This is a genomic window from Devosia alba (assembly GCF_039938915.1).
Lineage (GTDB): Bacteria > Pseudomonadota > Alphaproteobacteria > Rhizobiales > Devosiaceae > Devosia > Devosia alba.
In genome coordinates, this window is sequence record NZ_JBDUUI010000197.1 from 1 (window position 1) to 213 (window position 213).

Genomic DNA, 213 nt, shown 5'->3' on the forward strand with positions numbered 1-213 from the left:
GGCGGTGACGATGCACTCTTCCGCCATGCCGCCATCAACGGAGTAACCGGCATTTTTTACATCGCGGCACAGGGTTTCGTTGCCGGTATTACAGTATTCACAGTGACCACAGCCCTTGAAGAACCAAGCGATTGATACCCGGTCGCCAACCTTTAAGCTGGTAACACCAGGAGCAACCTTTGATACCCGGCCGACACCTTCGTGACCAATAAT

General features: G+C 53.1%; 1 protein-coding gene. It reads right to left on the bottom strand.

The features are described from left to right. The coding region (locus ABFY71_RS19405; RefSeq protein ID WP_431021564.1) for an alcohol dehydrogenase catalytic domain-containing protein at window positions 1–213 on the bottom strand (213 nt) is incomplete at its 3' end.